Consider the following 24,227-nt stretch of genomic DNA (forward strand, 5'->3'; position numbering starts at 1 on the left):
TTCATACGGGCGTCCGGATCCACCACCACGGGGCAGCGCGCCAGGACAGGAGCATGAGACGTGCGGTTCAACCTCATCGGTCCGTTCGAGATCGTCGCCGACGACGGCAGCGTCCACCTCCCCACCACCCCCAAGGTGTGCCAGACCCTCGCCCTGCTCCTCACCCGGCCCGGCGAACTGGTCCCCGTCGACTCCCTCATCCGGGAACTGTGGGGCGACTGCCCGCCCCGCAGCGCGCCCGCCACCGTGCAGACGTACGTCCACCAGGCCAGGCGCATGCTCAACGAGCACCGCCTCGGCTCGCGCGGGGACCAGCCGCTCGTCACCCGCCCCCCGGGCTACGCGCTGGAGGTGGACCCGGACGATGTGGACATCACCGTCTTCGAACGGCTCGTCACCGGTGCCCGCGCGGCCCTGGAGGACGGCCGGCCCGAGGCGGCCGCCCACGACCTGTGCGCGGCGCTCACCCTGTGGCGCGGCCCCGTCCTGTCCAACGTCCCCGCCGGCAAGGTCCTCGAAGGGCGCATCGTCTATCTGAGCGAGCTGCGCATCCGCGCCCTCGAACTGCGCATCGAGGCGGAGGACCGGCTCGGCCGCCTCCGCGAGGTCATCCCCGAACTGCGTGCCCTGGTCCACGACTACCCCCTCAACGAGTGGTTCCACGGCCGGCTGATCTCCGCGCTGCACCGGGCCGGCCGCCGCGCCGAGGCCCTGGAGGCGTACCTCGACCTCTACCGCATCCTCGACACCGAACTCGGCCTGGAGCCGTCCCCCGAACTCCGGCGCCTGCACGCCGAACTGCTCCACACCGGCGGCGCTTCGGGCGCCGACCCGGCCGTGTCACCCTTCTGGATGGCGTCCTTCGCCGTCTGAACCGTTCCGTCCGGCGCCCCGTACCCCTGCCGAGGCCCCCGCCGCACCCGCCGTACCCCTCCGTCCCCGTCCCACCACAGGAGCCCCGCCCATGCCATCGACCGCAACCGCCCTCCAGGCCACGACCGCCTGGCTCGAGTCCGTCGAAGCGGACATCCTCCGCCGCAACCCCGGCGAGCCGGAGTTCCACCAGGCCGTACGGGAGGTGCTGGAGACGCTCGCGCCCGTCGTGGCCGCCCGCCCCGAGCTGCGGGAGGCCCGGCTGGTCGAGCGGCTGGCGGAGCCGGAGCGGCAGCTCGTCTTCCGCGTGACCTGGCAGGACGATCGGGGCGACATCCAGGTGAACCGGGGCTTCCGGGTGGAGTTCAACAGCGCCCTCGGCCCCTACAAGGGCGGCCTGCGCTTCCACCCCTCCGTCAACCTCGGCATCGTCAAGTTCCTCGGCTTCGAGCAGATCTTCAAGAACGCCCTCACCGGCCTGGGCATCGGCGGCGGCAAGGGCGGCAGCGACTTCGACCCGCGCGGCCGGTCGGACGCCGAGGTCATGCGGTTCTGCCAGGCGTTCATGACGGAGCTCCACCGCCACCTCGGGGAGCACACCGACGTGCCCGCCGGCGACATCGGCGTCGGAGGCCGCGAGATCGGCTACCTCTTCGGCCAGTACCGGCGCATCACCAACCGGTGGGAGGGCGGCGTGCTCACCGGCAAGGGCACCGGCTGGGGCGGCTCGCTGATCCGCACCGAGGCCACCGGTTACGGCAACGTGCTGTTCACCGCCGAGATGCTCCGCAAGCGCGGCGAGGACCTGGCCGGCCAGCAGGTCACCGTGTCCGGCTCCGGCAACGTGGCCCTCTACACGGTGGAGAAGGCCCAGGCCCTGGGCGCGGTGGTGCGCACCGTGTCGGACTCCGGCGGGTACGTCGTGGACGACAAGGGCATCGACCTCGACCTGCTCAAGCAGGTCAAGGAGGTCGAACGCGGCCGCGTCGGCGACTACGCGGCCCGCCGCGGCGCCTCGGCCCGGTACGTGGCCGGCGGCAGCGTCTGGGACGTGCCCGCCGACGTGGCGCTGCCCTCCGCGACCCAGAACGAACTCACCGAACGGGACGCCCTGACGCTGGTCCGCAACGGCGTCAAGGCCGTCTCCGAGGGCGCCAACATGCCCACCACGCCCGAGGCCGTGCGCGTCCTGCGCGACGCGGGCGTCGCCTTCGGCCCCGCCAAGGCGGCCAACGCGGGCGGCGTCGCCACCAGCGCCCTGGAGATGCGCCAGAACGCGTCCCGCGAAGCGTGGCCGGCGGCGCGCGTCGAGGACGAGCTGACCCAGGTGATGCGGCGCATCCACGACACCGCGTACGAGACGGCGGAGCGCCACGGCCGCCCCGGCGACTACGTGGCGGGCGCCAACATCGCCGCCTTCGAGCAGGTCGCCGACGCCATGCTCGCCCAGGGCGTCATCTGACCCCTCCACCCCCGGCCCCCGCCCCCAGACCCTCTGGCGGCGGGGGCCGGGCGCGTACCTCGACGGCGCGCAGACCCTGACGTGGCGTCAACCTGCCATTCGGGTTCAGCGTTGGACGGCGCCGGTGAAGCTCACCTCAGCCGGATACCTCCGGGCCCGCTCCCCCCACTCGGAGCCCCCATGCGCCGTCGCCTCAACGGTCCCGCCGCCAGACCGCTCGCCGGACCACTCGCCGGTCCGCTCGCCGCGGTCGCCGTCGCCGTCCCCGCCGCCCTCCTGCCCGCCACTGACGCCGCGGCGGTCCCCGCCGACAAACCACGGGTGCTCGCCGCCTGGACCCAGCCCGCGCTGAGCAGCTACCAGGCCTGGGACGCCGCCCGCAGGAACCAGGCCGCCTGGAGCGCGTACGCCTTCGACTGGACGACCGACTACTGCTCCGGCGCGCCCGAGAACCCGCTCGGCTTCCCGTTCAAGGACGCCTGCGCCCGCCATGACTTCGGCTACCGCAACTACAAGGCGGCCGGCGCCTTCCCGGCCAACAAGCCCCGCCTCGACAACGCCTTCCACGCCGACATGAACCGCGTCTGCACGACGTACTCCGGCACGCTCCGCACCCGTTGCCAGGGCGTCGCCTGGATCTACTACCAGGCCGTCGTCTACGGCGGCAGGTCCGCGGCACCCGCCGGTTCCCCCCTCGCCTGACCGGGCCGGGCGTCGCATCCTGGAGTCATGGTCCGAGCCAACGACGAGGTCCAGGCGCTGCTCCAGGAGTACGCCGACCTCATCGCGATCACCGGAGGCGACGCCTTCAAGGCACGCGCCTACGAGAAGGCCGCCCGCGCCGTCGGCGGGTACCACCGCGACGTCTCCACGCTCGACGCCCAGCAGCTCCGTGAGATCCCCAACGTCGGCAAGTCCATCGCCGACAAGATCACCGAATACCTCGCCTCCGGCCACGTCTCCGCCGTCGAGGAGCGCCGCGAGGCCATCCCCGCCGGCGTCCGCGAGCTGATCACCATCCCCGGGCTCGGCCCCAGGAAAGCCCTGGTGCTCTACGAGGAGCTGGGCGTCTCCTCCGTCGACCAGCTGCTCGACGCCCTCCACCAGGAGCGGCTGCGCGATCTGAAGGGCTTCGGCGAGAAGACCGAGGAGAACATCCTCCACGGCATCGCCCTGATGCAGAAGGCCGGCGACCGCATCCTCCTCGACTCCGCCATGGACACCGCCGAACAGCTCGTCTCCGAGCTGTCCCGCGTCACCGGCTGTGCCGGATGCTGCTACGCCGGGTCACTGCGCCGGATGCGCGAGACCATCGGCGACATCGACGTCCTGGTGGCGGCCGAGCGGTCGGCGCCGTTCATGGAGGCCCTCGCGAGCCTCCCGTACACCGCGGAGATCCTCGCCCACGGCGCGAAGAAGACCTCCCTCCGCACCACCAAGGGCCTCCAGATCGACGTCCGCGTCCTGCCGCCCGACTCCTGGGGCGCGGGCCTGCAGTACTTCACCGGGAGCAAGGCCCACAACATCCGCACCCGCGAGATCGCCGTGCGCCACAAGCTCAAGCTCTCCGAGTACGGGCTCTTCGACGCCGGGAGCGGCGAGAAGATCGCCTCCGAGACGGAGGAGGACGTTTACGCCCGCCTCGGCCTGCCCTGGATCCCGCCGACCCTGCGCGAGGACCGCGGCGAGATCGCCGCCGGACTGCGCGGCGACCTCCCCGACCTCATCGAGGAACGCGACATCATGGGCGACCTGCACACCCACACCGACCTCACCGACGGACTCGCCCCGCTGGAGGACATGGTCGCCGCGGCCGCCGAACGTGGCTACGCCTACTACGCGGTCACCGACCACGCCCCCGACCTCGCCATGCAGCGCATGACCAAGGAGAAGATCCTCGCCCAGCGCGAGCGCGTACGCGCACTCGATCGCGCGCACCACGGGATGCGCCTCCTGCACGGCACCGAGCTGAACATCGGCCCCGAGGGCACCGTCGACTGGCCCGACGACTTCCTCGCCGGCTTCGACCTGTGCGTGGCCTCCGTCCACTCCCACTTCACCCTCGGCCGCCAGGCCCAGACCCGCCGCCTCGTCCGCGCCTGCGAGAACCCCCACATCGCCGTCATCGGCCACCCCACCACCCGGCAGCTCGGCAGACGCCCGCCCATCGACGCCGACTTCGACGCGGTCTTCGCAGCCTGCGCCCGCACCGGCACCGCCCTGGAGATCAACGCCCACCCCAACCGCCTCGACCTCTGCGACGAGGACATCCTGCGGGCGAAGCGGTACGGCGTGAAGTTCGCCGTCGACTCCGACGCCCACGCCGTCATCCACCTGCCCTACCTGCGCTACGGCATCGGCACGGCACAGCGCGGCTGGCTCACCAAGGACGACGTCATCAACACCTGGCCGCTGGGCAGGCTGCGCCGCTTCCTCCACGGCCGGGGCCACGGCCGTACCGCCGGCGAGGGATGATCAGCGACCACCCCCCACCGGCGCGCCGTCAGGACGGGATCGCCCGCAGCTTCGTGGTGAAGACGTGCGCGGCGACGTCCTCGCCGAGCTTCAGCCCGTCCGTCGCGTCCCACGGGTAGTGGACGCCCAGGTACACGCGACTGTCGGCGTTCTCGCGCGCCGCCTGGCTGAAGCCGGTGTACGACCGCGTCCGCACGGGGGCGTGCGGGTCCTCCGTCGTCAGGCTGAAACTCACCCCGTCACCGTCGAAGAACCGCTGCATGATCCCCGCCCACGCGCCCGCGAACGCCGCGTGCCCGGACGCCCACGCGGGGAAGCACGGCGTGGTGTTCACCCCCGCCCGGTTCGCCGACAGCGGCTTCCACGCCGGGTCGACGCCCCCGTCCCGGATCGCGGACACCGGCCGTCACGGTGCTGATCCTTTCGGCGGAGCCAGGCGCGCTGAGGCGATGTCGCGCAGGTGCTACCCCCGGTACGCACCCGCACGCGACCGGCCTGCGGAATGACCGATTTCGGCCACCTCAAGGTCCGGCCCACGCCGACAGCAGCGCCGCCGCCGCACCCACCAGCGGATCATCACCGTGTCCCAGGCGCCGGGCCGCGCCCAGCACGGCGGCCACGGCCTCCGTGTCCCGCGCCTGGACACCGGCCGCCAGCAGTGGCGCCCACACCTCGGGGCCGGCCCCCGGCACCTCGCGAGCCCAACGGCCGATCCCCGCCGCGTCCGCCCCCGGCAGCGGCGGGCACCCCGGCGGCCGCTCGGCCGCGACGGGCCCGGCACGGACGGCGGCGGCCAGCGCCGCGGCCAGCGTCGTGTGGTAGCAGGTCCCGAAGACGTACGCCTCCGCCTTGCCGCCGTCCAGACCGGCGAGCACCTCCGGGCGGTGCACGGGGCTCGGCACCGCGCCGTCCGGCCGGGCCGCCCCCGCCAGCGCGGCCCACGCGTCGTACACCAGCGCGTCACACCCGTACGCCCCGGTGAGCGCCGTGTCGCACAGCAGCAGCTCCGCCAGCAGGTCCAGCCCGCCGCGCACCAGCTGCGCGCCCAGCAGCACCCGCACCGTCCCGCGCAGCCGCGCCACCTCCCGGGCCCCGCCCAGCAGGTCCCGGCGGTGGCCGAAGTCCGTGGCGTAGAACAGCGCGTGCGTCAGGGCGTACGTCTCGCTCGCCGTCAGCTGGAGCACGTCCGGGTCGAGCGCCGCGACGCTCCCCCGGTACAGCGTCCCCAGGTCCGGCAGCCGCGCCGGAGCCGTGAAGCCGCCGCGGTCGGCGAAGTACCGCAGCTCCAGCCGCCCCAGCACCGGCTTGTACGCGCGGCAGTGGCCCCCGGCGTCCGCCGCCAGCAGCTCCTCGCACACCGCGCGCGGCCCCGGCTGCGGCCGGCCCAGCAGCTCCAGCAGCGCCACCAGGTTGAGGTGGTACGGGAACAGCTCGTCACCGCGGCGCAGCCCCCGCCCGAACTCCGCGTCCGCGACGGCCTCCTCGGCCAGGTCCAGCGCCCGGCGCGCGAGCGGCGCGTCCCTCGCCACCACCCCCGCCCGGTCCAGCACCCGCACCAGCCCCAGCAACTCCAGCAACGGGCCCGGCCGGAAGGGCCGCCGCGGCAGGAACTCCTCCCACCGGCCCGGCGCGAACCACTCCAGGTTCGCCTCCACCCAGCGCAGCGCCCCCGCGAGCACCCGCCGGTCCGCCGCTCCCACCCGCGGTCCCGCCCCGGCTCCCACCTGCGGTCCCGCCTCCGCTCCCACCCCCGGCCTCACCGCCCGCTCCGTACCCGCAGCAGCGCCAGCACCGCCACCAGGATCCCGCCCAGCACCCCCAGATCCGCCCACCACGGCAGCAGCCCGCCCCCGCCCAGCAGCGTCTGCCGGGCCAGGTCGACGGCGTACGTCATCGGGTTGGCGTACATCAGCCACGCCAGCCACCGCGGCGCGTCCTCGGCGCTGAAGACCGAGCCCGACAGGAACAGCATCGGGAACATGGCCAGCTGGACCGTCGCCTGGAGCGTCTGCATCCGCGTGACCACGGTCGCCAGGCACAGCCCGATGACGCTGAACACGGTCGCCGCCAGCGCGTAACACCCCACCGCGGCCACGAACCGGCCGGCCGTCAGCTCCACGCCCATCAGCGGCGCGAACGCCAGCATCAGCACGCTCTGCGCGGTCACCGTCCCGGCCCCCGCCACCACCTTCCCCAACGGCAGGCACACGCGGGGCACCGGCGCCACCAGCAGCTCGCGCAACACCCCGAACTCCCGGTCCCACGCGTACGACTGCCCCGACGCCACCCCGATGGAGACGACCTGGATGGCGACGATCCCCGGGAAGACGTACGCGCTGAACGGCACGGGCGCGGCGCCCACCGCGTCGACCGAGCCGATCATGCCGTCAAAGCCGACCGCGTACACCAGCACGAAGAACAGGATCTGCACGGCCTGGCTGAACAGCACCCCCGGCCGCTTCACCTGCCGCAGCAGATCGCGATGGGCGATGACCCCGATGGCGGCGAGCGACGGCCGGACGGAGGGAGGCTTCGCCGGCGCGCTCGCGCCCACGGCGCTCACGACGTGCTCCCCGCCGCCGCCACGTACACGTCGTTCATGGACGGATGGCGTACGGACACGGTCAGACCGGGCACGTCCAGGGCCCGCACCACCGCCGCGATCCGCGCCTCCGGATCGGCGCAGTGCACCGCCACCCCGCCCGGCTCGACCAGCGCCTCGAAGCCCGCCGCCCGCAACTGCCGCACCGCCGCCTCCTCGTCCGCGCAGCTCACCACGATCCGCGACGCCTCCAGCGCGCCCTTCAGCTCGGCCACCCCGCCGCGCCGCACGACGCGGCCGCCGCGCAGGATGACGATCTCGTCGGCGTACTCCGCCTCGTCCATGTAGTGCGTCGCGAACAGCACCGTCACGCCCAGCTCGGCACGCAGCCGCAGCAGATCCGCCCAGACGGTCGCGCGTGCGGCCGGGTCCAGGCCGTTGGTCGGCTCGTCCAGGACGATCAGACCGGGCCGGTGCAGCAGGGCGCGGGCGATCTCCACCCGCCGGGCCAGCCCGCCCGACAGCTCCTCCACCGGCTGGCGGCGCCGGTCCGCCAGCTCGAACAGGTTCAGCAGCAGCGCGATCCGCTCCCGCGCGTCCGCCCGCCGCATCCCGAACAGCCGTGCGTGGAACCAGAGGTTGCGCTCCACCGACAGCTCCTTGTCCAGCGTCCGCTCCTGGAACACCAGCCCCAGGCGGCGGCGCGCCGCCATCGGCGCCTCGCGCACGTCGTGCCCGAAGATCCGTACCGTCCCGGCGGCGGGCCGCGCGGCCGTCGACAACACGCCCAGCAGACTGGACTTGCCCGCGCCGTTGGGCCCGAGCAGCGCCGTGATCCGGCCCGGGGGAGAGGCCATCGACACACCGTGGACGGCGGTCACCCGGCCATGGCGCACGACCACGTCGGCCAGCTCGAACGCCGGTGTTCCGTCGGCCATCCCGCTCACCACCTCCGCCGCCTCCCTCACGCGAGCCCCAGCGTCCGGTCCCACGGCAGCGGTACACCGTCCTCGACGGGCAGCAACGCCAGCGCCACACCCGCCGCGCCCTCCAGCATCCCCGCCGTGTCCACGGCCCGGTGCGGCACCGGCGAACGCGCCGCCGCCGGGAAGCGCATCAGATGCCGGAAGCCGAACGGCGCCTCCTCATCGGCACACGCCAGCACCTTGCCCACGAGCCGTTCCCGCCCCGCCACCAGCTCCGCGTCACCCGTCGCCGCCGCGGCCCGCGCCACGATCCGCAACAGGCCCGCGTAGCCGTGGCACACCGTCGCGCCCTCGATCGCCCACAGCGCCTCGTCGCGCCGCAGCGCCGCACGCAGCCCCTCGACGGCCGCCGCGCACCACTCCGGCCGCCCCATCGCCCGCCCGGCCCGCAGCAGCGCCGCGGCCACGCCCGGAGTGCCGTAGCACCACGCCGTCCGCGTGAACAGCGCGCTCGGACGCCGCTGCGCCACCTCGTGCTCCAGGCCCGCGCGGGCCGGCCAGTACGGGCCCGCCTCGTCGTACAGCCTCCATCCCAGCAGCCAGTCGGCGATCCGCCCGACGGCCGCACGCATGCCCTCCACCTCGCGTCCCGCCTCGTACGCGGAGCACAACACCGCCAGCGGGCCGGCGATCCCGTGCGCCATCCCCAGGTTGAGGTCCCCGCGCGGATAGTCGCGCCGGTCCCGCTCGCTGACCTGGAGCTCCGGCGGCACCCACCACCCCGGCACCTCCTGCCCGTCGACCCGTACCGGCTCGGTCAGGCGCACCAGGTGCCCGAGGGACGCCGTCAGCGCCGACGCGACGACCGGCGACGCCTCCGCCGGGTCGGCCGCCGCGTCCAGCAGCAGCCGGGTCGTCCCGGAGACGCCGTTGATCAGGTCGTACGCCGCCCAGTCCACGCCCGCGCCCGTACGGGTACGGAACACCGCCAGCCGGTCCAGCTGGTCCTCGGCCAGCCAGTCGGCCAGCTTCCGGCGCAGCCCGGCATAGTGCCCCTCCGGCCCGGCGCAGGTCTGCGCGGCGGCGAACAGCGCGGCCGGACCGGAGAACAGGCCCCGGTTCGGCGCCGTGTGCATCGCCCGTCCGGCCGCCGCCAGATGCCGGTGCGCCACCGGCCGCCACGCCTCGTCGGCGCGCGCGAGCTCGCCGTACAGCAGCGCGGTGCCGGGCAGCCCGTTGGCGAGCGTCAACGGCCCCCACATCACGGCGTCGTACACCGGGTCCCGGTTGTCGTCGCGCGAGGCGACCGCCGCGACCCGCTCCGGGTCGGCGAGCCGCCCCGCCACCCACTCCACGGCCTCCGCCGTACCGACCGCTGTCGTCATGACCGGTGCCTCCGCCGGTTGAGGTGGTCCTGTACGGCGCCCCGGGCGATCCCGAGCACGGTCAGCTCGCGGGCGCCCTCCCCGCCGAAAAGGCGGTTGCACACCATGTGCAGCAGACTGCCCACGACCCGGCCCTCGGGCGTACCGCCCGCCTCCCGTACGACGCGGGCCAGTTCGCGCACGGCCTCGTCGCGCGGGCGCAGCGCCTCCAGCGCGGCGGCACCGGCCGGGTCCCCGCCGCCGGTGAACGCGGGCCAGCCGCCGTACGGATCGACCGTGCGCCGCCAGTGCGCGGCGCGGCCCCGGTACGCGGCCGGCAGGTCGCGGCGCCCGCCGGTCATCGACAGCCAGGCCGCCGCCCCGTCGTCACCGCAGTCCTCGGCGAGGAGCGGATGACCGGGGTCCGGAGGGCCGAAGGCGTGCGCCAGCGCGGCGCACGAGACGACGGCCAGGTCGTCGACGCCGTACGCGTTGCCCGGGTCCTTCGCCAGCCGCAGCAGCGCGAGCGCGGCCTCGCTGTCGTACTGGAAGACCCGCTCCGCGAGCCGCAGCGCGGCCGGGCCGCCGTACCGCTCCACTTCCGGGTCGTACGCGGCCACGGCGTGCCCGCGCAGCAGCCCCCGCTCCCGCCACCGCGCCAGCAGCGCCCCCACGGCGGGCGCCGCCTCGCCCCACAGCCGCCCCGGGTCGGGGCCGTGCAGCCGCAGCCGCAGGTGGTGGCCCCCCTCGTCGGTGTAGCGGATGAAGAACCAGCCGTCGGCGCCGTGCCCGGCCGCCGCCGCGACCAGCTCCGGAACGTGGTCGCGCACCAGGTCGTCCTGCGTCCGCGCCGCGCCGTACAGCTTCAGGTACAGCCACTCGCCACCCAGGCCGTGCACGGCCCGCGCGGGCCGGTGGCTCCCCGCGTACGGGCGCCGGCGCGGCCCCCCGGTGTCGCGGCGCGTCAGCGGCACCACCAACTCCGCCAGATGCCCGGCCAACGGACTGTCCAGCCAGCCCTCGTACTCGCCCGGCACCTCCTGCGCGACCAGGTCCGGGTGGCGCGCGACCTGGTCCCGCAGCAGCTCCCGGTGGAACGCGTCGTCCAGGTCCAGCAGCAGCCGCTGGTCCGCCGTGACGGCCAGGACCCGGCGCGGCACGCCCCAGGCGGCGCGCCAGTCGGCCACCGCGCGCGACCAGCTCTCCCCGTCGGTGTCCCGCAGCGCGTCGAGCCGCCACACGGCCGGGGCCAGGACGAACCTCCCGTACCGCACGCGCGGCACGAAGGGCGCGTCGGCGAGCGCGCCCCAGTTCCACGGCTCCCACAGCCGCCGGCCCTCCAGGCCGATCTCCCACAGCAGCCGTACGGCGTTGGGCGCCTGGGCCGGCGCGCTCACCATGTTGCCGAGGACCGGGACGATCTCGCGGCCGGTGGGCAGGTGCACGGCCGTCAGCCGCTCCAGCGTCGCGCCGATGCCGATGTCGGCGAGCCTCAGCTCCTCGACGCCGCCACCCGGCACGTCGGGTACGCCGACGGCGATGCGGCGGCCGGTGGCCGGGACGGTGTGCGCCAGGTTCGCCGCCCGGCCCGAGCGCGGCCGGAACGCCAGGTCCACCGGGACCGCCCCCTCGACGTGCACCGGACTGTCACGGTGCAGCGCCGCGAACTCCGCGCGCCAGGACGGGTCCTGGTCCGCGAAGCGCGCGAAGGTCGACCCGGCGCGGTGTGAACCGGGCGACGGCGCCAGGAAGACCCGGAACACCCCGTCGTCCAGCGCTTCCACGGACGGGGCCACGACCTGGACGGTCACCTCGCAGGAGCCGGGGAGGTCGGCGGGGTCGGGAGCCCGGTCGGCGTCGCCGTGGTGCTCGTGGTGCTCGTGGTGCAGCTCCGGCAGGTCCTCGTCGGTCAGGACGACCTCGCGCCGTCCGGCGCGCAGTGCGCCCGCGACCAGCCGCGCCATCGCACGGTCCCGGCGCGCGGTGCGCGGAACGTCCGGCTCCACGGGCGCCGCCTCGCTGTTGGGCCAGCCGTAACCGGCCGGTGCCCCGAGCCCCGTCGACTCGTCGACGAGCTCCAGGACCGGTACCAGTCGGTCGGCGCCGTACACGTCGAGGAAGCGGCGGTGGTAGTCGCGCAGCGCGAAGAGCCCGAGCTTGGGCCGGGACAGCCGCCACATCACCTCGGTGGCCCGCTCGACCACCTCCCGTACGGAGTACGGGAGGTGGAGCGCGGTGTCGAGCCGGGTGTCGATGTGCAGCGGCGTGTCGTCCGGTTCCACCGCCCGCGCCGTCGCCAGCAGCCGGCCCAGCTCGGCGTGTCCGGCCCCGACGGGGCGGACGTCGTACGCGTGCCGCTCGCGCTCCACAGCCAGCAGGCCCTCGTGCACGCGGTGCGTCTCGGCGGACGCACCCCGCACGGTCGCGAGCAGCCCGAGCACATGGTGCAGCGGGTCGCCGCCGTCCAGGGGCGGGCGCAGCGCGGTGATGAGGACCTCCTGGCGGACCAGCTCCGCCAGCAGCCCCCGGACCCGCTCGGCGGGCGCCCCGGGAAACCCCTGCGCGGTGTGGCGCACGAGCTCCTCGTACGGCACCGGCGCCACGGCCCCGGCCACCGCCCGCGCGACGACGGGGGTGTGACGCACCGACACCGTGGAGCGGCCCTCGCCGGTCTCCGGGAGCCGTACGCCCTGGTTGGAGGGCGCGGTCAGGACCAGCCGGTCCCCGCGTACGACGAGGGCCTGGTGCGCCTGGACCGTCAGCGCGGCGAGGACGGCCGGGTCGCGTTCCAGGCGGTGGACGACACGCGTGAGCCACTGCAGGTCGACGTGCGTGCGGGTGCGGTGGGCCGTGCCGCGCGCCACCTTGGCGGTCGAGTCGAAGTGCCCGGCCGCCACACCCGCGAACAGCCCGAAGGGTGTGGGGCGGGTACGCATCCTGATGTCGTAGCGCGACACCGCGAGTGCGGCCCGGCGCAGCCGGGCCGCCTTGACGCCCTCGGGGCCGTGCTCGGCGACACGGCGGACGAGGGCGCTGAGGCTGGGGGAGGCGAGTTCGAGCGCCTCGCCGAGCAGGGGGTCGGCGGCGGCGCGGGCGAGCACCGCGGCGCACGCGCCGAGGTCCAAGGGGCCGTCTGCTTGCGGTGCGCGGAAAGGCGCTTCCGCGGTCTGATGAGTCTCACGCGTCTCGCGGGATTCTCCGGACCCGCTGGTACCGGCCGTCTCCGGGGCCAGCGGTGCCCGGTGCAGGAAGACGTCCTTCGCCTCGAACAGTGCCGGCCGTGCCGGTGATGTCTCCGGTGCCGCTTCCCCCACGGGTCTCCCTCTCCTCCTCCGTACGGCCCTGAACGCCCGTGGGACCGGGGCGGGCGACCCGCCGGCCCCGGCCCCACGGACGCGTCACGCTAGGCGGTTCAGCAGCAGTGGCTGCAGCCGGAGCCGCCGCCCTCGCTGGTGCAGCCCGGGGTGCAGTAGGAGATGCTCGTGATGGCCGGGCCGGCGACGGACTGCTCCACGCCGATCTCCAGGTCCAGGTCGAACAGGTTTCCGTCGTTCTGCGACGGAGCAGGGGCGTTGATTCCCATGCTGAACTCCTCCGTTGAAACCGAATGGATGTTCGTGGACCGCGATCCGGTGCCCCACCGAATCACGCCGCGAGATGCCCGATCAATGGCTTCCGCCCGGCTTGGCAGTCATGGCAGTTCGCTGGCAGGACGGCCGCACCGCCCTCGCCCGCCCGTCGGTTTCCGGTCGTACATCAATTCGGTGGCGCGGGACCGTGAACCGACGCGCCCGATCTGGATACGTACGTGATGTGTGTTCGGACGAAGCTCTGCTGACCGCCGTGGCCCGCGGCGACCAAACCGCCCTCCGCGCCCTCTACGAGCGGCACGCCACCGCCATGCTCCGCCTCATCCGCCGGCTCACCTCCGACCAGGGAGTCGCCGAGGAGATCCTCCAAGAGGCATGGCTCGCCGTATGGCGCTCGGCGGGCGGCTTCCGAGGCGACTCCAGCGTGCGCGGCTGGCTCCTCGGCGTCGCCAGACGCCAAGCCCACAACCAGCTCCGCAGATCCCGGCCGCAACTCACCGACCTCGCCGAAGCCCAGGACGTCCCCGACCCCGCACCCAGCGTGGAGGACCACATCCTGAAAGAAGCCGAACGCACCGAACTCGCCGCAGCCGTACGCGCCCTCCCCGAACACCTCCGCGAAGTGCTCGCGCTCGTCCTCATCGAGGAACTGGCCTACCCCGAAGTGGCCACCGTGCTCGCCATCCCGGTGGGTACCGTCAAAAGCCGGATGTCCCACGCGCGAAGGCGGCTGGGCAGCATGCTCGCCGCCACGCGGCTGGAAGGAACGGGACGACGATGACCGACCACCACCACCCCCACAAGCCCCACCAGCCCCACTCCCTCGCCGAACACCTCACCGACGACGTCCTGGCGCGCCTCGCCACCCGCACCCCCCACCCGGACGACACCACACCCCACCGCACGCACCTCACGCGCTGCCCCGACTGCCGAACCCGCCTCGCCGTCTGGCAGGACATCGGCGCGGCGGTACGCGTCACGGAAACCCCGGCACCGGCCGAAGCGGCCACCCCGACCGAGGCCGTCATCACCCCGCCACCCTTCGACGCCCTGCTCGGCCACGCCCTCGCCGACCTCACCAGCCCCGCCAGCCCCGCCAGCCCCGCCGGCGACCCTCGCCGAGCCGTTTCCCCGGCCCTGGCCCCGGCCCCGGCCAGCACCCCCGGCGTCGCCCGCCCCTGGCGCACCGCATGGCAACTCGCCGTCAGACAGGCCACGCTGATGACCAGCCTCTGGGCACCCCTCAGCGCCGCCGGATTCGTCGGCGCCGCCCTCCTCGCGTCCGCGCACGTACCGGACCGGTTCGCCGTACGGCTCTTCGGCGCCGTGGCCGTCCTGCTGGTGATGTTCGGCGCGCTCATGGTCGCCTCACCCGCCCGGGACCCCCGGCGCGAACTGCTCTTCACCCTCCCCGTGCCGCCGGCCGCCGTGTTCCTCGCCCGCCTCACCGTGGTGCTCGCCGTCGACGTGGCCCTCGCCATGGCCTGCTCGACACTCGTCGACGGGCCAGGGTGGTGGCCCGTGGTGTCCAGCTGGCTCGGCGAAGCCCTGCTCGCCGCCTCCCTCGCCCTCGCCCTCGCCGTCCGGCACTCACCGGCCGTCGGCGCGGCATCCGGCGCCACACTCTGGATGCTGGGCGTGTTCGGCGGGCCCCAGGGCATCCTCGCCACCCCCTTCGACGGCCTGCTCGACGTCCTGCTGGCCACCACGCCGTGGACCCTCCTGCTGGCCGCCGCCCTGCTGGCCTGGGCCGCCACCGCCATGCGCTCCTTCGGCGCCTCCGCCACACCGTCGTCGTAGGCCCCGCCCGCCCGACACCCCCGCGCCTGCGGCCTGCAGCCCGCGCCCGCGACCGAGTCCCGTGCTCGTCGTCCACATCGGCGCATTCGTACGCGCCGACCGTGAACCACCCCAGGCCGCGCCGCTACGTACAGGGAGTACCGCCGCTTCCGGCCGGCATCCCGGTAGCCGACACCGGGCGGCGGTACACCACGCACGGCCGGCCCCCTGAGGAGGGAGCCGAAACGGGAGGAGCCGACATGACCGCTGCGACCTGGTGGACGCACGAGGTGCGCCGCTGCGGGAGGCAGGCCTACGCACTGCCCCTGCTGGCCGCCCTCCTCGCGTACGCGGCGATGGCCACCGGCCCCGACGGCGGCGCGCTCCTCGGCCGCGCCCTGCTGACCACCGCGCTGCCCGCCGCCACCGCACTGGCCTGCGCGGCGATCGTCGCCCGCGAGCCGATGCTCGAACTGCACCTCTCCCTGCCCACGCCGTACGCACGCACCGTCGCCCGCCGCCTCGCCTGGCCCGCCGCCGTCACCTCCGTCGCCGCCGTCGCGCTCGTGACGCTCCTCGCGGCCACCGGGCGCGACCTCGATCCCGCACCCGCCCTGCTGGAACTGGCCGGACTCGCCGCCCTGCTGAGCGGCGCCGCCGTCTGGGCGACCGTACGGACCGGCTCCGCCGCCCCCGCCACCGGCCTCGTCGTCGCCGCCGTCCTCGCCAAACTCCTGCTCGTCGACCGCGTCGTACCGGACGGAGCCGCGCAAGCCGTGCCCGCCCTCCTCGCCGGGGCCTGGCTCACCGCCCTCGCCCTGCGCGCCCTCGGCCCCGGCGGACCGACCGGCACCCGCCTGCGCCACACCGCCGGACCGCACCTCGGCACCCGGGAGGAAGCATGACCGCACTGCTGTGGACCCTGCGGTACGAGGCCCTCATGGCCGCCCGTCGCAAAATCGTCTGGGGCGCCGTCCTGCCACTGGCCCTGCTCAGCCTGCTGCTCGCCGCGACCTCACCCGTCGTCACCGGACACGGCGACCCCGCCGCCCGCACCGGCGCCGCCGCCGTCCTCGTCAACACCCTCTGCACCCTCGGCGTCGGCCTCGCCCTCGCCGACCGCCTCCGCCGCGACATCGAAGCCCGCGGCATGCCCGAACTGCTCGCCGCCACCCCGGCGCGCCTTCTCCCACGTACCGCCGGAGCCCTCGCAGGCCCCCTCCTCACCGCCCTCGGCCCCGTCGCCGCCCTCTTCCTCCTCTACGCCACCGTCGTCTCGGCCACCAGCGGCACCCTCGCCCCCCTCGGCTCCGCCGCCATCGCCCTGACCACCGCCGTGCTCCCCGCCGCGCTCCTCGTCACCGCGCTCGCCGGACTCCTCGGCGTACTCCTGCCAGTCGCCGCCGCCCGCGCCGTCACCGCCGTACTGTGGCTCTGGGCCTGCCACTTCCCGCCGACCTTCTCACCGCTCCCCACCGCGACCGGCACCGTCCTGTCACCACTCGGCGGCTACGCCCTGGTGGCGTGGGCACACGCGCCGCACGTGTGGGCGACCCGGCAGGGCACCGGCGCGCTGCGCCCCGCCGTCAGCGACACCACCGCCCTGCTGAACGTCGCCCTCGTCCTCGCCATGGCCGCCGTCTGCTACGCACTCGGACACCTCGTCGCCCGCGCCACACACCACGGAGCATCATGAACATCACCACCGAGCAGCTCACCAAAATCCACCCCGGCGGCCGCCGCGCCCTCGACGCCGTCGACCTCCACATCGAAAGCGGCACCGTCGGACTCCTCGGAGCCAACGGCGCAGGCAAAACCACCCTCCTCCGCATCCTCACCGGAGTCCTGCGCCCCACCTCCGGACGCGTCACCGTCGCCGGACACGACCTGTCCACCAGCGCCGGCCTCACCGCCGTCAAACGCACCCTCGGCTACCTCCCGCAGGAACTCGCCCTCTACCCCGACCTCACCACCCGTGAATTCCTCGACTACATCGGCGTCCTCAAAGGCATCCACGACAAACGCGAACGCCGCCGACAAGTCGACGAGCACATCGCCGAAGTCGGCCTCCAAGACCGCGCCCGCGAACGCCTCGCCGGATTCTCCGGCGGCATGAAACGCCGCGTCGGCATCGCCCAAGCCCTCATGGGCAACCCATCCGTCCTCATCGTCGACGAACCCACCACCGGCCTCGACCCGCACGAACGCATGCGCTTCCGCACCCTCCTCGCCGGACTCGGCCACGGCCGCACCGTCCTCCTCTCCACCCACATCCTCGACGACGTCGCCCAGACCTGCCCCGAAGTAGCCGTCCTCTCCACCGGCCGGCTCGTCTTCCACGACACCACCAGCGCCCTCGTCAGCCAGGCCGCCGGCTGCACCTACACCACCCGTGCCACCGGCCCCGGTGGCCCGCCCGCCGGCGCCGAAGTCGTCAGCGCCGTCACCACCGCGGAAGGCACCGAATACCGCATCGTCACCACTACCCCGCCCGCCGGAGCACGCCCCGTCGAGCCCTCACTCGAAGACGGCTACGCCGCCCTCCTCGCCGCCGACGGCGCCACCCACCACCCCACCAGCACACTCCGACAGTGAGGCAGTCACACCCGTGAAGACGACACACACCACCACCCGCCACCGCACCCACACCACCCTGGCCCTCCTCCTCAGCGGCCTCACCCTCACCGTCACCGTCGGCCTCACCGCGTGCGGAGGCGGCGGCCGCACCGACCCCGCCACCAAAGAACCCGTCCCCCTGCCCAGCCCCACCGCCGCCAGCCAGCAGCTGAGCGAGAAGAACCTCGGCTACATGTGGCCCCTCACCGTCGACCACGGCACCGCCGAATGCCGAAAAGGCGAACAAGCCGTCTTCACCGCCCCCGACGGCACCACCTACGCCCTCAACGACCGCGCCGAAGAAGCCGGCTACCGCGACATCGACGCCGTACGCGCCACCGGCGACGGCGGCGACAAAGTCAGCCTCGGCACCCTCCTCAGCACCACCATGAAACTCTGCCGATTCTCCCGGTGACAGCACCCGGCACGGGACACCGCCGGGCACGCGCACCCCACCAGCAGCACCACGCACCCGATCATCGGCCCGACCACCGATGACCACGGGACGACCACGGGGGACACGCCCTTGCACCCGCACGCCACACACACCAGCCACATCCACGTCCTCGCCCACGCCGGCCTCCAAACCCACCTCGACTCCCCGAACGCCCCACTCAGCACGGTCCGCACCATCCTCGACCGCGTCGACTTCGTCGACGACGAAGACCTCACCGCACCCGGCGACGCCATCGAGCTGCCCGTACTGATACCGGTCACCAGCGAATTCCAGGCCGAAGGCCTCCGTGCCGTACGCGTACGGCACCCCCTCTCCCTGCTCATCGCCGTCACCACCGACGTCTCGGGATACCGCACCTACTACGCCATCCGCTCCGGTGCGAACTTCGTCCTCAACCTCGCGATACCGGCCGAAAGCCAAATCGACATGCTGTATGCGCAGTTGCGGGCCCACAGCATGACCGCCACCCGGTGCGAGCCCACCGAACCGGCCGAACAGGCCGACCCGGCTGCGGCCGGACCTGCCGCGCCCTGGCTCCAGGCCATCCGCAGCCACGACGAGCACCAGCACCAGCACCAGCCCGAGGAGCCGGCCCGCCCCAGGACGTATCAGCAGGCGTCGCACCCGCCGGCCCTGTGCGAGGGAGACCTGGAGCTGGCACGCATGCTCTGTACGTCGATGACCGTGTCGGAGATCGCCCGACGCCACTACTGCTCCGAGCGGTCCATGTACCGCCGCATCCGCAGGCTGTACGACGATCTGGGTGTCACCGGCCGTGCCGAACTGATGTCGATGGCCGCCGTGTTGGGCGCGCGCCTGAGCCCGCGCCGCCAGGCGTTGACGGCTCGCGCGGGCTGAAGCCCTCGCTGATGGGCCCCGTGACGCTCGCGTCGGCGGGGCCCATCAGCGGTGCCGTCCACCGGGCCGGTCAGCGGATACCCGCATCGGCGCTTTCGAGCAGCCGGAAGAAGCCGGCTTCCACGTCTCCGTCGACGGCGAGGCCCGCCAGCGGCCCTTCGTACTGGGTGCGGCCCGACGCCAGGACCTGGACCCGGTCACAGACCTGGGCGACTTCGGCGAGCTGGTGGCTGGCGATGAGCACGGCCACACCTTCGCCGGCCAGTGAGCGGATGATGCCCCGCATCTCGCGGATGCCGACGGGGTCGAGGCCGTTGGTCGGCTCGTCGAGGACGATCAGCCGCGGCCGGGCCAGCAGGGCGACGGCGATGCCCAGCCGCCAGCGCATGCCGAGGGAGTAGGCGCCGACCCTCCGGTCGCGCGCGTCGGTCATCTTGACGAGGCTGAGCGCCGGTTCGATCCACTCCTCGGGCACGCACCGCAGCTTGGCGTGGACCTTGAGGGTCTCGTCCCCGGTCAGGGTCGGCCACAGCCCCGGTACTTCGATCAGGGCGCCGACATCGGCCAGCGACTCCCGTCCCACGGGCTTGCCGAAGATCTCGATGGATCCCGAAGTGGGCCGCTGAAGGCCCAGCAGCGCCTTCATCAGGGTCGTCTTGCCGGCGCCGTTGGGCCCGAGCAGGCCGTAGACCTCGCCCGTCCCGACGGTGAGGTCGACCCCGTCGAGGGCGCGGTGGGAGCCGTAGTGCTTGTGCAGCTCGCGGATGCGCAGCGCGGGCGTCGGCGTGACGGGGGAGCCCGGCGCGGCGGGGGTGGTCGGCGTGGTCATGGGTCAGATCTCCTTACGGCGCATGTGCAGACTGCCGACGACCAGCAGGATCGCGGTCAGGGCGAAGGCGAGGACCAAGGCGACCGGAATGGCGGACATCGCCGTCACCGGACTGTCCTCGGGCAGCGGTACACCGTTGGGCCCGATCCCGGCGAGCGGCAGCACCACCCGCATGGGCCAGGCGAAGGGCACCGCGTACCAGAAGTCCTTGTCCGAGACGAGGGCCCCGCTCAGCAGCCCGGCCACGCCCACGCCGATGCTGGGGCCCATGCCCCACACCACGGCGACGAGCACGGCCAGGGCCGTCATGGACAGGCCCACCAGCCACGGCAGGTACACCGCCGCGACCACCGTCCCCAGGGCCCCCGGGAACCGCCCGCTGACCGCCGCGCCGAGCGAGAGCATGACCAGCAGCACGGTCGAGGAGACGAACCCGAGGACGCCGAGTGCGGCGACCTTGCCGACGAAGTACCGCCCGCGGGGCACGCCGTACGACAGCAGCAGCCGCCAGGCGTCCTGGTCGGCCCGGACCGACAGCGCCGCGGCCAGGCCCGCCGTCATCGGCACGAGCACGCCCCAGAACTCCAGGGTCACGTTCCGGAAGACCTCGAAGGTCTGGCCCGCCTTCGCCTCGGACGAGCCGAGCGCGCCGAGGAACAGCGGAACCGTGATGATCACGGGCGCGAGGAGGTGGTACCAGGGGATGAACCCCCGCTTGTGGCGGGCGAGCTCGGTGCCCACCACAGTCACCAGCGAGGGATTGTCGCGCCGACCCGCCAGGGGCGGGGCAGCCGTGTCGTACGCCATGGGTTCTCCTACCCGGCCCCGTGGGCCTGGCCGCTTGCGGTTACGCCCTGTACGTAGCGCGGCCGCGCGGCCCGGTTCACCGCCGGGAACGCCGGATGCTGCCACCGTGTGCCGCGTCGGCTGGCAGTCGGCGGACAGCTGACACGGGACTGCCAACCCCGCTGCCAGGGGGCACACGGGGCGGTGCCGGAGTGCGAGGGTCGTAGAGCCCGGACCGGTCGAATCCCCCGTCGGCCGGTCCGGGGCATGGCTCATCGTCGTCCCACCAGTCCTCGGGGAGGACCCATGAAGACACTCCGCCCGCTCCACCGCACCCTTGCGGCGGCCGCCCTCGCCCTCACCCTCGGCGGCCTCCTCGCGCCCGCCGCCTCAGCGGCCCCTGCGGCCCCCGCGGCACCGGCCACCCTCGGCGGGATCCAGGTCATGAAGACCTGGCACGCCACGGTCCAGTGCCAGATCGTCCGCATCAGCGACAACAACGTCGTCGGGTACGAGCGCGCCGACGGCACGGGCAACAGCAAGGAAGCGGCCATCCACGACGCCCAGCGCAACGTGCCCGTCCCGCAGGGCCACTACAAGCGCCACTGCGACACCAAGCGCGTCTGGTAGCGTCGAACGTCCCTTCTCACCGGCACGAACTGGCACAGGAACAGGTGCGCGATGTCCGAGGACCCGAGTGTCTGGGAAGTACGGCTGGGTATCTACGCCACCGAGAAGCAGGCCGAAGAGGTCAAGGAGCGCATCACCAGGCTGCTGTGCCCGGACCCCGACCACGCGCCGCCCTGCCCGGTCCCGTGGTCGGTGATGCTGCTGCACGGGACGGACCTCGACGACGCGTACGAGGAGCTCCTCGAACAGGCCCGCATCGAGGGGGCCGCGGCCGAGGACCGCGACGGCGGGTAGAGCACCAAGCTAGGACCGCGGGACTCCCGAGGTCCGCTCGCGCAGGGGGTGTTCCGCCCAGACGACCTTGCCCGTCCCGGTGTATCTGGTGCCCCAGCGCTCCGCGAACTGGGACACCAGGAACAGCCCCCGCCCGCCCTCGTCCGTCTCCGCCGCCCACCGCAGGTGCGGGGCCGTGCTGCTGCCGTCGGAGACCTCGCAGATCAGCGCCCGGTCACGGATCAGCCGTACGCGGATCGGGGCGGCGGCGTGGCGTACGGCGTTGGTGACGAGCTCGCCGAGAACGAGCTCGGTGGCGAATGCCTCGTCGGCCAGCCCCCACGCCTCCAGCGTCCGCCGGGCCTCCGCCCGGACGCGCCCCACGGCGGCAGGTTCCGCGGGCACGTCCCAGGTGGCGGTGCGGTCCGGCGCCAGCGTCCGCGTCCGGGCGACGACGAGCGCGACGTCGTCGCGGGGCCGCTCGGGCAGCAGGGCGTCCAGGAGCGCGCGGCAGGTCTCCTCGGGTGTCCGGTCCGGGTGCGCGAGGGTGCGGCGCAGCAGCCGGAGGCCCTCGTCGAGGTCGCGGTCCCGGTCGCGGTCCTCCAGCAGTCCATCGGTGTAGAGCACCAGGCTGCTGCCCTCGGGCAGGTGCACCTCGGCCCTCTCGAAGGGCAGGCCGCCGAGCCCGAGCGGCGGCCCGGTGGGCAGGCCGGGGAACTCCGCGCGCCCGTCGGGGTACACGATCGCGGGTTCGACGTGACCGGCGCGGGCCATGGTGCACACGCCCGAGACCGGGTCGTACACGGCGTACAGGCAGGTCGCCCCGGTGACCGTCAGCGCGTCGCCGTCCCCGCTGTCGTCCTGGTCGATCCGGGCGACCAGTTCGTCCATGTGCCAGAGCAGTTCGTCGGGGGCCAGGTCGAGGGCGGCGAAGTTGTGGACCGCGGTGCGCAGCCGCCCCATGGTGGCGGCGGCCCGGATGCCGTGCCCCACCACGTCTCCGACGACGAGACCGACCCGCGTGCCGGGCAGCGGGATGACGTCGAACCAGTCGCCGCCGACGCCCCCCTGTCCGCCTTGCCCGGCCTGCGCGGGCAGGTAGCGGTGCGCGATCTCCAGGGCGGTGTGCCCGGGCAGGGAGCGGGGCAGCAGGCTGCGCTGGAGGGTGACCGCCATGGTGTGTTCGCGGGTGTAGCGGCGGGCGTTGTCGATGCTGACGGCCGCGCGGGCGACCAGTTCCTCGGCGAGGGACACATCGCCCTCGTCGAAGGGCTCGGGCTCGTCGGCGCGCCAGAAGGTGGCCACGCCCATGATGACGCCCCGTGCCCGCAGCGGGGCGGCGATCATCGAGTGGATGCCGTACGCGACGAGCCGGCGGGCCCGGTCCGGTTCCTGCGACTGCCAGCCGTGGAGCGCGGTCATGTCCGCCTCCAGTACGGCGCTGCCGGTGTCGAAGCCGCGCGCCTGCGGAGTGTGGGGCAGGAACCGGATGAGGGTGCCGGCGGGGTGGAGTGGCGTGTCGTCCCGGATGCCGCAGTACGCGACCCGGCGCATCTCGCGGAGGGAGCCGGTGCCCGTGGGCTCACCGCCGCGCAGCACGGCGTCGGGGACGTCGACGGTGACGAAGTCGGCGAACCGTGGCACCGCGAACCGGGCGAGCTCCTGGGAGGTGCGTACGACGTCGAGGCTGGTGCCGATCTCCACGCCCGCGTCGTACAGCAACTCGAGGCGGCTCTGGGTGCGGTCCGCCCGGCTGGTGACCTGCCGGAGTTCCGTGGTGTCCCGCAAGGTGGCGACGGCGCCGGGCGGCCCTCCGGTACGGTCTCCGGTCAACCGCAGGCTGACGGCGAGAAGCCGGTCGCGGGCCGGGTGGACCTCGTCGGTGGCCGGCCGCCCGGAGTCCAGCAGCCGGGCCATTCCCGGCTCGATGCCCAGGTCGCCGACGTGGCGGCCCTCCGCGTCCGGGGGCAGACCGAGCAGTCGGCGCGCCTCGTCGTTGGCGAGCAGGAGCCGGTGGCCGCCGTCGAGGATGAGCACGCCCTCCCGGACGGAGTGCAGGACGGCGTCGTGGTGTTCGTACATCCGGGCCATCTCGGCCGGCCCGAGGCCATGGGTCTGGTGCCGCAGCCGCCTGCTGACCAGGGCGGCGCCGGCCGTCGCGAGGGCGAGGGCGGCGGCCGCGGAGCCGAAGACGACGGGCAGCTGGTGTTCGACGACACCACTCACCTCGTCGACGGTGATCCCGGTCGAGACGAGCCCCACGACCCGGCCGCCGGGACCGGTGACCGGGACGACGTGCTGAATGGCGGGGCCGAGGGAGCCGTCGACGGTCTCCGTCACGGTGCCGCCGGCCACGGCGGGGGCGATGGTGCCGATGTACCGCTCGCCGATCAGGTCCGGGTTCGGGTGGGTGTGACGCGTGCCGTCGGGGGACATCACGACGACGAAGTCCACGCCGGACGCCTCGCGGAGCCGTTCGGCGTGCGGCTGGAGGACGGCGGACGGGTCGGGTCCGGTCAGGGCGGCGGCTACGCCGGGCGCCCTCGCGAAGGTCTCGGCCACGGCGGCCGAGCGCTGACGCGCTTCGCGCTCGCTGTCGGTGCGCGACTGCAGCACGAGCGCCACCACGGCGGCGACGACGAGCAGCAGCACCACCGCCGCTTGCAGGGCGAACACCTGGCTGGCGACGGCACGCGTGCTCAAGCGCGAACGCAAGCGGCCGAAAAGTCCGGCCATGTCTCATTTTCTCATATGAGCTCTCCGGCCT

At 73.9% G+C, this 24,227-nt stretch carries 23 protein-coding genes; 13 read left to right on the forward strand and 10 right to left on the reverse strand.

Annotation, left to right across the window (positions count from 1 at the left end; translation table 11 throughout):
• Window positions 1–60: 60 nt before the first annotated feature.
• From AB0A69_RS21990 to polX, 4 genes are all read left to right on the forward strand, one after another.
• Complete coding sequence (locus AB0A69_RS21990; protein WP_361424402.1) at window positions 61–873, forward strand: AfsR/SARP family transcriptional regulator; 813 nt, start codon at window positions 61–63, stop codon at window positions 871–873.
• Window positions 874–964: 91 nt separating this feature from the next.
• Window positions 965–2,335, forward strand: a complete 1,371-nt coding sequence (gene gdhA / locus AB0A69_RS21995) for an NADP-specific glutamate dehydrogenase (protein WP_361424405.1) — start codon at window positions 965–967, stop codon at window positions 2,333–2,335.
• A gap of 180 nt (window positions 2,336–2,515) precedes the next feature.
• On the forward strand, window positions 2,516–3,037 hold the full coding sequence (locus AB0A69_RS22000; RefSeq protein WP_361424408.1) for a phospholipase: 522 nt from the start codon (window positions 2,516–2,518) through the stop codon (window positions 3,035–3,037).
• A 27-nt stretch (window positions 3,038–3,064) separates the two neighbouring features.
• Window positions 3,065–4,810: a DNA polymerase/3'-5' exonuclease PolX gene (gene polX / locus AB0A69_RS22005; protein ID WP_361424411.1), complete on the forward strand. Its 1,746-nt coding sequence runs from the start codon at window positions 3,065–3,067 to the stop codon at window positions 4,808–4,810.
• 28 nt (window positions 4,811–4,838) lie between these two features.
• Here the strand turns inward: polX and AB0A69_RS22010 are convergent, their stop codons facing one another.
• The 7 genes from AB0A69_RS22010 to AB0A69_RS22040 all read right to left on the reverse strand — a co-directional run bounded on the left by AB0A69_RS22010 (window position 4,839) and on the right by AB0A69_RS22040 (window position 13,225).
• Window positions 4,839–5,210: a phosphatase PAP2 family protein gene (locus tag AB0A69_RS22010; protein WP_361424414.1), complete on the reverse strand. Its 372-nt coding sequence runs from the start codon at window positions 5,208–5,210 to the stop codon at window positions 4,839–4,841.
• 121 nt (window positions 5,211–5,331) lie between these two features.
• Complete coding sequence (locus AB0A69_RS22015; RefSeq protein ID WP_361424417.1) at window positions 5,332–6,570, reverse strand: hypothetical protein; 1,239 nt, start codon at window positions 6,568–6,570, stop codon at window positions 5,332–5,334.
• Window positions 6,567–7,373, reverse strand: coding sequence for an ABC transporter permease (locus tag AB0A69_RS22020; protein ID WP_361424420.1), 807 nt, complete (start codon window positions 7,371–7,373; stop codon window positions 6,567–6,569). The genes AB0A69_RS22015 and AB0A69_RS22020 overlap by 4 nt, the downstream gene beginning before the upstream one ends.
• Window positions 7,370–8,290: an ABC transporter ATP-binding protein gene (locus AB0A69_RS22025; RefSeq protein ID WP_361424423.1), complete on the reverse strand. Its 921-nt coding sequence runs from the start codon at window positions 8,288–8,290 to the stop codon at window positions 7,370–7,372. Before AB0A69_RS22025 ends, AB0A69_RS22020 begins: the two co-directional genes overlap by 4 nt.
• A gap of 26 nt (window positions 8,291–8,316) precedes the next feature.
• Entirely contained in the window at window positions 8,317–9,663 is a 1,347-nt protein-coding gene (locus AB0A69_RS22030; protein WP_361424426.1) for a lanthionine synthetase C family protein, read from the reverse strand.
• Window positions 9,660–12,767, reverse strand: coding sequence for a lantibiotic dehydratase (locus AB0A69_RS22035; protein WP_361424429.1), 3,108 nt, complete (start codon window positions 12,765–12,767; stop codon window positions 9,660–9,662). The genes AB0A69_RS22030 and AB0A69_RS22035 overlap by 4 nt, the downstream gene beginning before the upstream one ends.
• A 287-nt stretch (window positions 12,768–13,054) precedes the next feature.
• Window positions 13,055–13,225 (reverse strand): gallidermin/nisin family lantibiotic, encoded by a 171-nt coding sequence (locus tag AB0A69_RS22040; RefSeq protein WP_361424432.1) that lies wholly within the window; start codon window positions 13,223–13,225, stop codon window positions 13,055–13,057.
• A gap of 230 nt (window positions 13,226–13,455) precedes the next feature.
• On the opposite strand from AB0A69_RS22040, the gene AB0A69_RS22045 reads away from it, so the two are divergent.
• The 7 genes from AB0A69_RS22045 (at window position 13,456) to AB0A69_RS22075 (ending at window position 18,942) form a co-directional block, all read left to right on the forward strand.
• Window positions 13,456–14,013, forward strand: coding sequence for a sigma-70 family RNA polymerase sigma factor (locus tag AB0A69_RS22045; protein WP_361424435.1), 558 nt, complete (start codon window positions 13,456–13,458; stop codon window positions 14,011–14,013).
• Window positions 14,010–15,032 (forward strand): hypothetical protein, encoded by a 1,023-nt coding sequence (locus tag AB0A69_RS22050; protein ID WP_361424438.1) that lies wholly within the window; start codon window positions 14,010–14,012, stop codon window positions 15,030–15,032. Before AB0A69_RS22045 ends, AB0A69_RS22050 begins: the two co-directional genes overlap by 4 nt.
• Before the next feature lie 239 nt (window positions 15,033–15,271).
• Window positions 15,272–15,916, forward strand: a complete 645-nt coding sequence (locus tag AB0A69_RS22055; protein WP_361424440.1) for a hypothetical protein — start codon at window positions 15,272–15,274, stop codon at window positions 15,914–15,916.
• Window positions 15,913–16,707 (forward strand): hypothetical protein, encoded by a 795-nt coding sequence (locus tag AB0A69_RS22060; RefSeq protein ID WP_361424443.1) that lies wholly within the window; start codon window positions 15,913–15,915, stop codon window positions 16,705–16,707. The genes AB0A69_RS22055 and AB0A69_RS22060 overlap by 4 nt, the downstream gene beginning before the upstream one ends.
• On the forward strand, window positions 16,704–17,606 hold the full coding sequence (locus AB0A69_RS22065) for an ATP-binding cassette domain-containing protein (protein WP_361424446.1): 903 nt from the start codon (window positions 16,704–16,706) through the stop codon (window positions 17,604–17,606). Before AB0A69_RS22060 ends, AB0A69_RS22065 begins: the two co-directional genes overlap by 4 nt.
• Before the next feature lie 13 nt (window positions 17,607–17,619).
• A complete protein-coding gene (locus AB0A69_RS22070) occupies window positions 17,620–18,042 on the forward strand; it encodes a DUF2511 domain-containing protein (protein ID WP_361424449.1) in 423 nt (140 codons plus the stop codon).
• A gap of 111 nt (window positions 18,043–18,153) precedes the next feature.
• Complete coding sequence (locus AB0A69_RS22075) at window positions 18,154–18,942, forward strand: DNA-binding response regulator (protein WP_361424452.1); 789 nt, start codon at window positions 18,154–18,156, stop codon at window positions 18,940–18,942.
• Window positions 18,943–19,012: 70 nt separating this feature from the next.
• Here the strand turns inward: AB0A69_RS22075 and AB0A69_RS22080 are convergent, their stop codons facing one another.
• On the reverse strand, window positions 19,013–19,771 hold the full coding sequence (locus AB0A69_RS22080) for an ATP-binding cassette domain-containing protein (protein ID WP_361424455.1): 759 nt from the start codon (window positions 19,769–19,771) through the stop codon (window positions 19,013–19,015).
• Window positions 19,772–19,774: 3 nt separating this feature from the next.
• Window positions 19,775–20,578: an ABC transporter permease gene (locus AB0A69_RS22085; protein ID WP_361424458.1), complete on the reverse strand. Its 804-nt coding sequence runs from the start codon at window positions 20,576–20,578 to the stop codon at window positions 19,775–19,777.
• 285 nt (window positions 20,579–20,863) lie between these two features.
• Between AB0A69_RS22085 and AB0A69_RS22090 the strand changes: the two genes are divergently transcribed.
• Window positions 20,864–21,187, forward strand: a complete 324-nt coding sequence (locus AB0A69_RS22090; RefSeq protein WP_361424461.1) for a hypothetical protein — start codon at window positions 20,864–20,866, stop codon at window positions 21,185–21,187.
• A 51-nt stretch (window positions 21,188–21,238) separates the two neighbouring features.
• A complete protein-coding gene (locus AB0A69_RS22095) occupies window positions 21,239–21,481 on the forward strand; it encodes a hypothetical protein (RefSeq protein ID WP_361424464.1) in 243 nt (80 codons plus the stop codon).
• A 9-nt stretch (window positions 21,482–21,490) separates the two neighbouring features.
• Here the strand turns inward: AB0A69_RS22095 and AB0A69_RS22100 are convergent, their stop codons facing one another.
• A complete protein-coding gene (locus AB0A69_RS22100; protein ID WP_361424467.1) occupies window positions 21,491–24,196 on the reverse strand; it encodes a SpoIIE family protein phosphatase in 2,706 nt (901 codons plus the stop codon).
• Window positions 24,197–24,227: the final 31 nt, after the last annotated feature.

Source organism: Streptomyces sp. NPDC045431 (genome assembly GCF_040646655.1).
GTDB lineage: Bacteria > Actinomycetota > Actinomycetes > Streptomycetales > Streptomycetaceae > Streptomyces.

What these genes read in the sequence shown, in the direction of transcription:
- AB0A69_RS22080 (WP_361424455.1), bottom strand. Translation starts at nt 19,771, where the DNA reads ATGACCACGCCGACCACCCCCGCCGCGCCGGGCTCCCCCGTCACGCCG.
- AB0A69_RS22050 (WP_361424438.1), top strand. Translation starts at nt 14,010, where the DNA reads ATGACCGACCACCACCACCCCCACAAGCCCCACCAGCCCCACTCCCTC.
- AB0A69_RS22025 (WP_361424423.1), bottom strand. Translation starts at nt 8,290, where the DNA reads ATGGCCGACGGAACACCGGCGTTCGAGCTGGCCGACGTGGTCGTGCGC.
- AB0A69_RS22100 (WP_361424467.1), bottom strand. Translation starts at nt 24,196, where the DNA reads ATGGCCGGACTTTTCGGCCGCTTGCGTTCGCGCTTGAGCACGCGTGCC.
- AB0A69_RS22095 (WP_361424464.1), top strand. Translation starts at nt 21,239, where the DNA reads ATGTCCGAGGACCCGAGTGTCTGGGAAGTACGGCTGGGTATCTACGCC.
- AB0A69_RS22060 (WP_361424443.1), top strand. Translation starts at nt 15,913, where the DNA reads ATGACCGCACTGCTGTGGACCCTGCGGTACGAGGCCCTCATGGCCGCC.
- gdhA (WP_361424405.1), top strand. Translation starts at nt 965, where the DNA reads ATGCCATCGACCGCAACCGCCCTCCAGGCCACGACCGCCTGGCTCGAG.
- AB0A69_RS22030 (WP_361424426.1), bottom strand. Translation starts at nt 9,663, where the DNA reads ATGACGACAGCGGTCGGTACGGCGGAGGCCGTGGAGTGGGTGGCGGGG.
- AB0A69_RS22000 (WP_361424408.1), top strand. Translation starts at nt 2,516, where the DNA reads ATGCGCCGTCGCCTCAACGGTCCCGCCGCCAGACCGCTCGCCGGACCA.
- polX (WP_361424411.1), top strand. Translation starts at nt 3,065, where the DNA reads ATGGTCCGAGCCAACGACGAGGTCCAGGCGCTGCTCCAGGAGTACGCC.
- AB0A69_RS22085 (WP_361424458.1), bottom strand. Translation starts at nt 20,578, where the DNA reads ATGGCGTACGACACGGCTGCCCCGCCCCTGGCGGGTCGGCGCGACAAT.
- AB0A69_RS22090 (WP_361424461.1), top strand. Translation starts at nt 20,864, where the DNA reads ATGAAGACACTCCGCCCGCTCCACCGCACCCTTGCGGCGGCCGCCCTC.
- AB0A69_RS22055 (WP_361424440.1), top strand. Translation starts at nt 15,272, where the DNA reads ATGACCGCTGCGACCTGGTGGACGCACGAGGTGCGCCGCTGCGGGAGG.
- AB0A69_RS22065 (WP_361424446.1), top strand. Translation starts at nt 16,704, where the DNA reads ATGAACATCACCACCGAGCAGCTCACCAAAATCCACCCCGGCGGCCGC.
- AB0A69_RS22040 (WP_361424432.1), bottom strand. Translation starts at nt 13,225, where the DNA reads ATGGGAATCAACGCCCCTGCTCCGTCGCAGAACGACGGAAACCTGTTC.